This window comes from Bremerella sp. TYQ1 (assembly GCF_020150455.1).
Taxonomy (GTDB): Bacteria; Planctomycetota; Planctomycetia; order Pirellulales; family Pirellulaceae; genus Bremerella; species Bremerella volcania_A.
The window spans coordinates 3,108,084-3,119,434 of record NZ_CP083740.1; the positions used below are offsets into that span (position 1 = coordinate 3,108,084).

Below are 11,351 nucleotides of genomic sequence, written 5' to 3' on the forward strand. Positions count from 1 at the left end.
CAAATCGGTTTATGCCTCGTTCGATTTCCCAAGTGGTTGAGCATACAAATCGAGGTCTTCTCGATCGCCGAGAATTGCGAACACCTGGCGGATTTGATCGAGCCCGTCGGAGATAACGTAGCTGGAATCACGACCGAAGCTCTTGGCTCCGAGAATGTAAAAGTTGGGCTCGGAATGAACGAGATTCACAATGCCTTCGGTCGAGTCGCGCAGATCGATTTGAAGCTCGCGGAGCATTTCCAAATTTGGACGGCAGCCGACATTGGCTACGATGCGATCGAACGTATGCACCCCGCTATGCTTGCCGGCAAGGGTAACGTGGAAGTGGCTGTTTTGGGGTTCGTAGTGAACTGCTTCGATCGTCGTTTCTGGCCAATGAGCCAAGTGACCATTTTCCTCAACGACCAGGCGATTGGCTTCGGAGGCGATCTTCGTCCGCTGCGGTAGAGGATCGTCGGCTGGCACCGCAACGGGACCACTTTGCCCAGGAGCGTTGGCTTCTCGCGTGATCCAGGTAATGTGCGTCTCCAGCGACTCGCGTGCGAGCTTGCTCAACTCACAGATATTGGTCGCCGCGGCAAGCCCTGCCCCGACGACTAAGACTTGCTGGTTGGCATATCGCTCGGCATCTTTCCCCTTCAAGTTGAGCAGCCCGCAACCGAAGTGCTCGCGTGCCGCCAGTTCTCCCAGCGCCGGATTTCCGCCGGAGCCAAGATAGTTGGCTTGGCCATACACTCCACTGCAGTCGAGCACCACTTCACTCTCGAAGACATGCTCGTGTCCGTCACGATCTTTCGCCAACGTTACCAAGGGTGTATCAGCCCTGGCTTCGTCCCCTTGATTCTCCTGTTTCGTTTGCGACTTACGCGCGATCGAGATCACCGTGTGATGCAATTTCAGGCAATCCACAATCAGATCGGTCTCGGCCAGCGGTAAGAGATACTGGTCCAGAAACTGTTGCCCAGTGAGCATCGCGTCGTCGCTGGGCGGCCCGTAATCTTGCCGCTGAGCCGAAAGGGCCGACTTTCCCAGCGGTGTGCTGTTACTTCCGAAAGGGGTAAACATCGGAGCATGCCCCCATGCTTTTAGATGGGCTCCGACCTCCCCTGAATCGAGCAGGGTGACTTTGTAACCCAGGAAGCGAGCATACAAAGCGGCCTCGATACCGATCGGTCCGGCTCCGACAATAACGATGTGTGCGGGGGTATCTATTGCCATCCGATGGCCTTTGTCGCAAGAGGAAACATGTTCGACCCAGGGTACACACACCTCAGAAATACGGGCCCATGGTAACGATTATAAGGAAGAAACGACTCTTCGCCCCTCAGTTAGGACCAGGACAGAAAAAATCGTTGTGGTTTAGCGCGACGGAAGCATCGCTCGGGCTAAGTAACCTACGTTTTTTGGGGCTTTTAATTTGAAACCAGGATTCGATAACAGCATGCCCCTTGGCTGTCGATCTCAAATGGTTCAGGACTGTAGGGCAGGAAAATGGTCCAACGCACAATTCGAGTTCTCGTTGTCGACGACTCACGACTGATTCAAACTCTGATCTCGGATCTCTTGGAAGAGACAGGGGACATCCAAGTGATCGGGACTGCATCCGACGGTAAAGAAGCAGTCGAAAAGGCACGTTCCCTTAAGCCAGATCTGATCACGCTGGACGTGCAGATGCCGAAGATGGACGGCCTGGAAACGCTCGACGCGATTCTCTCGGAGCAAAACATTCCCGTCATCATGGTTAGCGCCACCACTCAGCTGGGCGGCCAGATCACGCTGGAAGCGCTCGATCGAGGGGCGATCGATTACATTGCCAAGCCAGAAGGCCTGCGAGAAGCGGAAACGACGTTACGTACCGAGCTTTGCCGTAAGATTCGCCTGGTGGCCAATACCGACGTCGGCAAGGTACTCAAAATGCGCCGCGAGCGTGCCGAACGCCGAAAGCAGCGACGCGAAAAACTTGGCTTGAACCATGAAGCGAAAGCCTCGGTTCCCAAGCGTCTGCCACCGACCGACTTGCCGGTTTCCGACAAACTGATTGCCCTTGGGATCTCGACCGGCGGACCACCGGCACTGGCATCGATGTTCGAGATCTTACCGCAGGGCCTGCCACCGATCGTGATCGTACAGCATATGCCTGCGAACTTCACGAAAGCCTTCGCGGGACGATTGAACTCGATCTCGCAAATCGAAGTGAAAGAAGCCGAAACAGGCGATGTTCTTCTTCCGGGACATGCTTACTTAGCCCCAGGCGGAAAGCATTTGGAAGTTGTTCGTCATGGAGCCAAGGGGGGCAAGCTTTTGGTTCGGGACGGCGATTTCGTCAGCGGTCATCGCCCTTCGGTTGATGTGATGATGACATCGGCTGTCAAGATTTACCGAGACCGGATCCTGGGCGTCATCATGACAGGCATGGGCCGCGACGGATCGGATGGCTGCGGAGCGGTTCGATCTGGAGGGGGGTTCGTGCTCGGACAAGACGAAGCGACGTCGGACGTTTATGGCATGAATAAAGTCGCCTTCCTGGAAGGAAACGTCGATCGGCAATTCTCGCTTGACGATGCCGCATCGACAATCTCGACCCAAGTCCGACGCATGTGGGGAGCTGCCGCCGCAGCCACTTAAGCTGCCGTTAAGCTCGGTTAACTCGAAATGGGTGAAGATCGATCGAAAGATCTTCACCACACATCAGCTGCCCCATTACGACAGCCGTCGCAGGCGACAAATGCAATCCGCTGCGATAGTGACCAGCGGCGAGAAACACGTTCTCCATGCCAGGCAATTTTCCGAGATAAGGGATACGATCGACGCTTGCCGGTCGCAGGCCTGACCATGCTTTGACGACAGATGCTTCACGCAGTTGCGGAATCCACTGTCGTGCGAACTGCGTTAAGTCTTCGATCGCTTCTGCAGTGGTCGACTTGTCGAAACCGGCCTCTTCCACGGTTGCTCCGACCAAAACTAATCCGTCGCGGCGTGGAACGATGTAGCGAATGCCTTCGTTAACCGGGGCAGAGAAAAACCGTTCACCAGCATCCAAGAGAACCAATTGCCCTCGTATCGGCTCGATCTCAGGCCGCTGCATAATTCCTGTGAAGTGCCCCTGATCGAGGACATGATCGGCAAGCAGTTGCGACCATGCTCCGGTGGCCAAGCAAACGGCTTTGGGCGAAAGCTGCTGCTGCCGAGCTTCTATTGAGACCAACTTCTCGCCTTGGAAATTCCAGCGAGATACCTCGGTCTGTTCCAGAAACTGCACCCCTCGCTGTTGACATCCGGCCACGAGGGCTTGAAGGTGTCGCGGATTGCGAACAACCGCTTCGCCCGGCAAAAATACGCACTCTCGAATCGATTGATCGGCCTGAAGATGAGGGAAACGCATCGCAAGCTGCTCGAGAGTGAGCCGCTGGACTTCAACCCCTTCCTCTTCATATTGCACGCAAGCCATGCGGAGTGAGGCAGCCTCGCCGGGATCGCGGGCCAGATAGAGTCCGCCAGGAATCTCGAATTCATTATCGATTCCGGTCTCTTCGCGAAGCTGGGCCGACCACTCTGGAAATAGTCGATGGCTCAATCCGCGCAGCTGCTCCTGCGGTTCCCAGGCGTCTTGTTCGTTCGCCGGCGGCAATAGGCCTGCTCCGGCCCAAGAGGCTTCACGGCCAAGCTCTCCTTTTTCAATCAGCGTTACCTGGTGCCCACGTCCCGCGAGCTCGTAGGCGATAGATAGCCCGATGACACCTCCACCGACGAGCACAAAATCTGGAGAACTAGAGTCAGTCGGCGGCAAGACGAAACCTATCAGGGGAAGGCCGAATCGATCAGCGAGGGGCGGGTTTGTTTAGGAAGAGATCTTCGTGTCGATCGGCTTGGCTTCTGCTTCGAGAACGCGACGAAGCAGCATGGGCGATACTTTGCCACGAAAGCGGACTTTGCCGTTTATTTCGACGACAGGAACGGTGGTGTTAAATTTCTGCGTAAGAACAGGGTCCGCATCGATATCGACTAACGTAATGTCCGAAACGAAATTTTGGACCAAACCTACCGCGTTATCGCAACAATGACATCCCTCACGCGTATAGATAACGACCGAAGCGTCATATTGTGGATTGGAATTGGAACTCACGGATCGATCACCTTGTGAAGATTCGTTGAAGACACGCTCGATCCTACCCAACGCAGGCCCCTACGATTGGATGTAGGGAGTCGATTTTCACCTCTTTATTGAGGGGCTGTTTCGTACGGCTTTCAATCGGACGAAAATTGCCATCGATTGTTGTTTAGAGCATTATGTCTTTGTTAGTCTATACTTTGAATCTGTCTAACGACTTTCCCTGACAAGGGAATTTTCGATCCTTAAGCCAAGGAAGTAAAGGTGTGCACCCTATAAACGTGCCCTCTCCTTCCTAGCGAATGATTAGGTTGGCATGCCACCGGTTGTTGATTCGCAGCGTTTTATCGAGCTGATCGGAAAGAGCAAGCTCGTCCAGGAAACCGTTCTCGAAGAAGCGGTTCAAGAGCTACGCGCTAGCAACGAAGGAGAACTTCCCGCCGAAATCGATGTGCTTCAGAAGTACTTCGTCGAGAAGGATTTGCTGACATCTTGGCACTGTGAGAAACTCCGAAACGGCAAATATAAAGGCTTCTTCCTCTCCAAGTACCGTCTGCTGAAGCACTTGGGTACCGGCGGGATGAGTAGCGTTTACTTGGCCGAGCATACCCTGATGAACCGCAAAGTAGCCATTAAAGTGCTACCGCGACGCAGGGTTAACGACGCTTCGTACCTGGCCCGATTCCACTTGGAAGCTCAAGCGGCCGCCCATTTGGACCATCCGAACATCGTCCGCGCCTTCGACGTCGATAACGAAGACAATACACATTACATCGTGATGGAGTATGTCCCTGGGAAAGATCTCCAGCAGGTTGTCCGCGAAAATGGCCCGGTTCCTTTCGAAGCGGCCGCCGATTATATCGCTCAAGCTGCCGATGGTTTGCAGCATGCTCATGATAAAGAGGTCGTTCACCGTGACATTAAGCCAGCGAATCTTTTGCTGGATGATCGGGGTGTCGTCAAGATTCTGGACATGGGACTGGCTCGAATCAAACAGGACGATAAAGCCTCGCTGACGATCGCCCACGAAGAAAACGTGCTCGGCACGGCCGACTATTTGGCTCCTGAACAAGCGGTCAACAGCCATAAAGTAGATCATCGAGTCGATATTTATAGTCTCGGCTGTTCCTTATATTACCTGTTGACCGGACATCCTCCATTTCCGGAAGGCAGCTTAGCTCAGCGGATCGCGAAGCATCAAAGCGTGATGCCGGATAAAATTAAGAAGTCACGGCCCAACTGCCCTCCTTCGCTGCAAAAAATCTGCGAGAAGATGATCGCCAAGCAGCCTGAGGATCGGTTTACCAACGCTTCGGAAGTGGCCGCGGAACTGCGATCCTGGATGGAAACACGCGGAACCGAACCGACACACGCTGACGAACAGCCTGGTTCCGCCATTCTTTCCGTTGCGGCTCAACAAGCTGCCGATCGCTCGCGTGCGGCTCATCAGTCCAGCCGCCGAACCGGTCCTTCCGGACAATCTGGCGGGTCAACGTATGACGTCGATGACTTGCTGCCGCCTGACATGCGGGACTCCCCTTCCTCAAGTAAGTTCGATCCGGCCATTGGAGATACGGTGGCCGATCGATCGAACGATACGTCGCCGCGGCCCAACCCTCCGCGACCTGCGAGTCCCGGAACCGATTCCCTTCCGGTCGCGAAGCCGCTCGATAACGACGATGCAAACGAATTCTATTCCAATGCTCCTGCGTCGACTTCCAGTTCGTCGCTCTTCGATTCGCAAGAGTTCGCGGGAGAAGATCCTTTCGCGATGGACGTACCTGCGAGTGACGTGGGTGGTTCGCTGTTGATCTCTTCGGCAGAACTAAAACAACAAGCGGAAGAACGCCAAGCCGCCGAAGCCAAGAAACGGCGTGCGGCGTCTCAATCCAGCGTCACGGATAACGTTGATCTCAACGCGACCGTGCAGGGGATTCCAGCAATTATCTGGATCGTCGTCGCTGTGCTCTTCATGCTCATCGGTATTTTGATTGCCATCAGCTATCAAACAGCCGAAGAGGATTCGCAGCCGAAAGACATCAAAAAGGTCAATCTTGAAGCTCGAACATCTTAGGTCATGTCAGGTTCGCCACCCAGCATGACATGCCGAACACCCTCCACAGAGGTATCTTGACATCTCTATTCAGGCCTGAATCTGAGGCCTATCGGGTCTGAATGGCCTGTGCAAGCAAAACGCTAAACTATTACTGCATAGCAACTTAGCAAAATCGCTTGAAATCTGCTCGGACCGCGACGTAGGATAAGGTAGAAGATCAACGGAGCCTTTTGGCTTCCGTACGAACTCCGACCAGAAATGGAATTCGCGGTTCCGCACGTCGCAGGAAAGCCGACTAGATCCACTCCACGAGTGAACGTTTGACGATCGCTCGACAGGCCTAACCAAGAGAATTCCATGGCACGCATGTCACACCGAGGCATCACGCATACGAAAGTGGCGAAGACGAAAGTCGCGTCACGCGATTTTCGTTTGCCCGCCCAAGCGTCGCGTCGTCGTGGAGCTGAGTCTGGACGTACCTCGAACGATGGCTATTTCGTGCCGCCGGAAGATTGGCACGAACCAGTCGGCAATACCGGCTCGGCCTACAAGTTCATCTATCAGTCGCCCGGCGAAGGCTTTTGTCACGTTTTGACGGAAGAAGAGATTCGATCACGCCTTCAAGAGTTGCCTGAGTGGATGCTGGAAGGGCTGGAAGTCGTTCAGCTAAGCCGGCTTACCAAAAAGAAGCTCAGCTTTCCATGTTATGGAATGCAGTGGGGTGCAGCGATTTACCTCTACCCGATGGACGAGTCGTTGATCGAGTACTTTCCGCATCCTCCTCGACCAGAGCAAGTGGTTGAAGCCAAGATGTTCGGAGCGGTCTGGGAAGAAGACGAAGATGGCTATTGGCGTCTGGAATGGACCGAAGACACCATCAAGGACTTCTATCTTAACAACGTACTGATTCACGAACTGGGTCACTTGTTGGATACGCGAAACAACAACTACCTGGCCCGAGAACGCTACGCTGAATGGTTCGCCATCGAATATGGCTATCGTCCCAGTCGCCGCAAGCAGCTCGCTCAAAGGGCCGCCAAAAAGGTGGTCCGCCGCCATCACAGCACGTAGTCTTGCTGTAAGCTATGCTTTCTTAGCAAATGGTTGCATGCACTAGGCTTAGCGATATTGAACTGCTCGCTGTCCTAGCGTTTGTGGGTACATTCCTGCTTCGTCGACGTTCATTCCAGGTGCATCGATCCTCGCTTCTCGCTACGATAGCCTCAGGCATCGACGCTTCTTGATTTCAAACGTTTACCGACTCCGATAGGGCCGAACATTGTCCAAATCCCCTACCCTCACCACGGCGGTCATTCTCCTTGTTCTGGGTTTCACGCTTGCCTCGACAGCGCAAGGGGCACCGAATGAAGAACAGCGAATGCAGCTTCAGGCATTGAAGCTTGATATTCGCAAGACTTCGAATTTCCTGAAACGCGGCATGGTGACCGAGTCGGTTGAACTCGTTCGTGATATTCAGTCACGCATGGAGAAGCTCGGCGTCGCAGGCGATGCCGAAGTAACCGCCGAACTTCAAAAACTTGCCGAAAGTCTGGCGGTCTCGCACGGCATACTAGAACTCGAAGGTTATACGCTTAAACCACTTACCGCGTCGGCTGTTGCCCCGGCCGGTGAAATGATGTTCAACGTTCCCGCTGCTCCGGGAACCCCACCGGCAGCCCCGGCACCTCTTCCGACCACGTTTCCCACCGCCAATATCAGCTTCACAAAACATGTCGCACCGATCTTGATTGCCCGCTGCGGTAATTGCCACGTCACCGGCAGCCGAGGTGGCTTCGCTGCGAATACGTTCGAGAATCTCATGAAGGGTCCTGCCGCTGGTACGGTGATTTTTCCTGGCGATGACATTGGCAGTCGATTGATTGAGACGATTGAATCGGGCGACATGCCTCGCGGTGGCGGAAGCGTTCGTCCCCCTGAACTGACCGCACTCAAGACATGGATCAAAGAAGGAGCCAAGTTCGACGGCACGGACCCGAAAGCTCCGATTGGCCAGTCTGGCGCCGCGGCAAATCCAGCGGCCATGATGGAACTGGAAGTGATGTCGGCCAGCGGAAACGAGCAAGTCAGCTTCGGGATGGACGTTGCCGGTGTCTTGGCCAATCGCTGCGTGAACTGCCATAGCGGCAATAATCCGCCAGGCGGCTTGGGAATGGATAACTTCGCTCGCTTCATCCGCGGTGGCGACAGTGGTGCTCCATTCGTACCCGGCAAGCCGGAAGACAGCATGATCGTCCGCTTGATCAAAGCCACCGGAAATGGCCGCATGCCACGAAACGGCCCACCGCTCTCGGCCGACCAGATCGCCAAGATTGAAACGTGGATTCGCGAAGGTGGAAAGTTCGACGGCGACTCAGCCAACGACGAGACCATGCAGCGGATCAATCAGATTGCTCTTGCTAAGAAAGCGACGCACGAACAACTTGCCGCGATGCGAGCCGAAAGCAGCCAACAGAAATGGAGCCTTGGTATGCCGAACGTGACCTCGGCCAAGGTCGACGGCTCCAACTTCCTGGCATTCGGCACAATGGGCGAGGAAACGCTCAAACAGTACGTCACAGAAGCGGATAAGTCGGCCGACAAAGTCCGTACCATCTTGAAGATCCCCGCAGGCCAGCCGCTCGTTAAGGGCAAAATGACGCTTTACTTCTTCAACAAGCGTTACGACTATGCCGAGTTCGGCAACATGACCGAGCGACGTGATCTACCGGCCAACTGGAAGGGACATTACCGATACGATGTCACGGATGCCTACGGCTCGATTCAAGTTCCATCGGAAGATGAATACGAGTTGGATGTCTTGCTGGGACAGTTGATCGCCTCGAGCCATATCGCCGCGCTGGGTAATGGAAGTGTCCCGGAATGGTTCGCTGACGGTGTTGGCCGTGTGGTTGCTTCTCGAATGAGTAAGAAAGACCCTCGCGTTGTCGAATGGGACAACCAAATCGAATCGGCATTGGCAACAATGAACAAGCCGGACGATTTCGTGATGAATCGCTTGTCGCCAGATCAAACATCCGTCGTCAGCTATGCGTTCCTGAAAGCGATCATGGGTCGTGGCAACTCGTTTGATGCCATGATGAACTCGCTTCGCCAGGGAACCGAGTTTGATGAAGCTTTCCAGTCGGCGTTCAATATGACGCCATCCCAGTTGGCTCAGGCCTGGGCAGCATCAGGCCGACGATAACGTCAGGCTTATTGTTGTAGTCAAGAAACAAAAAACGCGATGCACGTAGCATCGCGTTTTTTTATAAGAACGTTAGTTCGTGGTCGATTAATGAGCGTGATGCTCGATTTCGCCTTCGAACGGCGTTCCTTCGATCTCCAAAGAAACGGTGGCTTTGGCTTCGTCGGCAGTCACCAAAGCGAAAAGATCGGCGTCTTTCGTTTCAAACTTGGCCGTCTTTTCTTCTCCCTCTTTGCGAACCGCTGGAACCGCAAAGTCTTGCTTGGCGTCATCCACCGTAACGTTGATGGTGATGTTGTCGCCAGCAATCGCGACTTCTTCTTTGGCCGCACCATCCAAAACGTAGAACGTCAAAATCTTCGCTTCGTCATCGTGGTCCCACTCCAGGTGGTACTTTTCGCCACCCAGCTCGATCAAGTGACCACCGTGCGGTCCAAGTTCGTGGCTGTGACCACCTTCAGCGTGATCATGATCGTCGTGGTCATGTCCTTCTTCACCATGATCGTGATCATGATCGGCATGGCCGGCGTCTGCATCAGGCTTGGCCGAGTTACAACCACTCAACGTGAATGGCACGGCCAAAGCACACAAGATCAACAATAGCTTTCCAATTTTCATAGAGCCAGACTCCTTAGTTGGCATCGATCGAATATCGTCACAGGCATGTCGCCACTGCTGGCGGCACAATCCGCCTCCCGTACTATTCGCGGGAAACCGTCGATTATTCGGCAGGAAAAGAGCCGCGCCAATCATAGAGGCCCACATTCTGGGCACTTCCGACCAATCTACAGATCGAATCCCACGGGATTGGTTGTCGCTGACGGAATCTGCTTCGCGAACGCATCAATGTAGTCAGAATCGCCACCAGCTTGCAGCGCCGCGACAAAGCATCGCTGCGCCTGGTCCTTGTCCCCGTCGAAGTACAACAAGATACCGACACAGAAGAGGTACTCTGGATTTTGGGGATCGGCCACGGCACGCCGGGCGTTCGCCTCGATGATCGATGTTTTCGCAAGCCCGTTGTTCCCCAACAAAGCATCCAACGTCAGGCTGGTATTAGCGACTTCTGGGTTTTGCTGCACAGCAAGCTCGATCGATTCGATCGCTTCGTCAGGACGATTCGTAGCAAGATAAGCGAGCCCCTTTCGAAGATGGGCCTCAGCATATCCAGGGGCAGCCGCGACCGCATCTTTGTATCGCCCCAAGGCCTCCTGATAACGCTGCTGTTGAAACAGGTTATCTCCCGCTTGGATGAAATGCTCCGCTCTCTCGACAGCTTGTTCGCTAGGTTGCTCGATTGTTATCGGCTTGGCCGCGTCGACTTGCAATGGGCTAGGTAGCGGCGTCACGAGAGATTCAAACGCCTGATTGCGCTGCGGCTCGATGGCAAAGTCGCGTGGCAAGCCCATAAACTGCTTCATGGCCTGGGGACCATAGTTCAGCTCGGCCGGTTCGGTCGGCGGCAAGTAGTACTCAATGTACTGATCGCTGGGGCGGTAATAGGTGCCATACGGATAGAGGCTCGAATAACCGTAGCCGTAAGGATTCCCATACGTATATCCATATCCGTAGCCATACGCTGGCGGAATTCCAAATCCAATGGCTAGACTTGTGCCCCCCCAGTAGCTGCCGTAATAGGGATAGCCGTATCCGTAACCGCCACCATGTTGATGGTGATGATGATTTCCGTGACGCCCCCCAGAGTTCCACTTCGGCGCCGTCACGTCGGAGTAACCTCCTCGACCTACCGAGATGTTCCCGCGGCTTTTGTACTGATATTGCCCTAATCCTTGAGCCTCGGCGCTGCTTGCTGCCACAAAGAGTGCCAGACCAACCATGATCGATAGGGTACGCACGGCGATAATCTCCACGGGAAAAAGAAAACGTCTCCTGTATTATCCTCTCGTTCTTTGCAGAGGGCAAAGAATTTTCACCGATTCGCTGTTTCGCCCCAGGAAACGGCCTGTTCTGCGTGCAGTCTT

General features: G+C 54.4%; 9 protein-coding genes. 4 read left to right on the top strand and 5 right to left on the bottom strand.

The window, feature by feature from the left end:
- Positions 1 to 9: 9 nt before the first annotated feature.
- Positions 10 to 1,218, bottom strand: coding sequence for an FAD-dependent oxidoreductase (locus tag LA756_RS12375; protein ID WP_224440185.1), 1,209 nt, complete (start codon positions 1,216 to 1,218; stop codon positions 10 to 12).
- Between the two features lie 273 nt (positions 1,219 to 1,491).
- Here LA756_RS12375 and LA756_RS12380 point away from each other — a divergent pair, with 273 nt between their 5' ends.
- The gene (locus LA756_RS12380; protein ID WP_224440186.1) at positions 1,492 to 2,625 is read left to right on the top strand and encodes a chemotaxis response regulator protein-glutamate methylesterase; all 1,134 of its coding nucleotides are present in this window, start codon (positions 1,492 to 1,494) and stop codon (positions 2,623 to 2,625) included.
- Positions 2,626 to 2,632: 7 nt separating this feature from the next.
- Here the strand turns inward: LA756_RS12380 and thiO are convergent, their stop codons facing one another.
- Together thiO and LA756_RS12390 are read right to left on the bottom strand one after the other, a co-directional pair.
- On the bottom strand, positions 2,633 to 3,787 hold the full coding sequence (gene thiO, locus LA756_RS12385; protein WP_224440187.1) for a glycine oxidase ThiO: 1,155 nt from the start codon (positions 3,785 to 3,787) through the stop codon (positions 2,633 to 2,635).
- Positions 3,788 to 3,838: 51 nt separating this feature from the next.
- Positions 3,839 to 4,123 (bottom strand): glutaredoxin family protein, encoded by a 285-nt coding sequence (locus tag LA756_RS12390; RefSeq protein ID WP_224440188.1) that lies wholly within the window; start codon positions 4,121 to 4,123, stop codon positions 3,839 to 3,841.
- A 301-nt stretch (positions 4,124 to 4,424) separates the two neighbouring features.
- Here LA756_RS12390 and LA756_RS12395 point away from each other — a divergent pair, with 301 nt between their 5' ends.
- From LA756_RS12395 to LA756_RS12405, 3 genes are all read left to right on the top strand, one after another.
- Positions 4,425 to 6,182, top strand: coding sequence for a serine/threonine-protein kinase (locus tag LA756_RS12395; RefSeq protein ID WP_224440189.1), 1,758 nt, complete (start codon positions 4,425 to 4,427; stop codon positions 6,180 to 6,182).
- A gap of 339 nt (positions 6,183 to 6,521) precedes the next feature.
- Positions 6,522 to 7,235 carry a hypothetical protein gene (locus tag LA756_RS12400; protein WP_224440190.1) on the top strand — a complete coding sequence of 238 codons (714 nt, stop codon included), beginning with the start codon at positions 6,522 to 6,524 and terminating at the stop codon, positions 7,233 to 7,235.
- A 208-nt stretch (positions 7,236 to 7,443) separates the two neighbouring features.
- Positions 7,444 to 9,369: a c-type cytochrome domain-containing protein gene (locus tag LA756_RS12405; RefSeq protein WP_224440191.1), complete on the top strand. Its 1,926-nt coding sequence runs from the start codon at positions 7,444 to 7,446 to the stop codon at positions 9,367 to 9,369.
- Positions 9,370 to 9,456: 87 nt separating this feature from the next.
- Here the strand turns inward: LA756_RS12405 and LA756_RS12410 are convergent, their stop codons facing one another.
- Both LA756_RS12410 and LA756_RS27245 read right to left on the bottom strand, forming a co-directional pair.
- Entirely contained in the window at positions 9,457 to 9,987 is a 531-nt protein-coding gene (locus tag LA756_RS12410) for a hypothetical protein (RefSeq protein WP_224440192.1), read from the bottom strand.
- A 167-nt stretch (positions 9,988 to 10,154) separates the two neighbouring features.
- Positions 10,155 to 11,225, bottom strand: coding sequence for a tetratricopeptide repeat protein (locus tag LA756_RS27245; RefSeq protein ID WP_315858361.1), 1,071 nt, complete (start codon positions 11,223 to 11,225; stop codon positions 10,155 to 10,157).
- Positions 11,226 to 11,351 lie beyond the last annotated feature (126 nt).

Bases quoted from the DNA above. Each gene is read 5' to 3' on its own strand.
- LA756_RS12380 (WP_224440186.1), top strand. From the start codon at position 1,492: ATGGTCCAACGCACAATTCGAGTTCTCGTTGTCGACGACTCACGACTG.
- LA756_RS12400 (WP_224440190.1), top strand. From the start codon at position 6,522: ATGGCACGCATGTCACACCGAGGCATCACGCATACGAAAGTGGCGAAG.
- LA756_RS12410 (WP_224440192.1), bottom strand. From the start codon at position 9,987: ATGAAAATTGGAAAGCTATTGTTGATCTTGTGTGCTTTGGCCGTGCCA.
- LA756_RS12375 (WP_224440185.1), bottom strand. From the start codon at position 1,218: ATGGCAATAGATACCCCCGCACACATCGTTATTGTCGGAGCCGGACCG.
- LA756_RS12395 (WP_224440189.1), top strand. From the start codon at position 4,425: ATGCCACCGGTTGTTGATTCGCAGCGTTTTATCGAGCTGATCGGAAAG.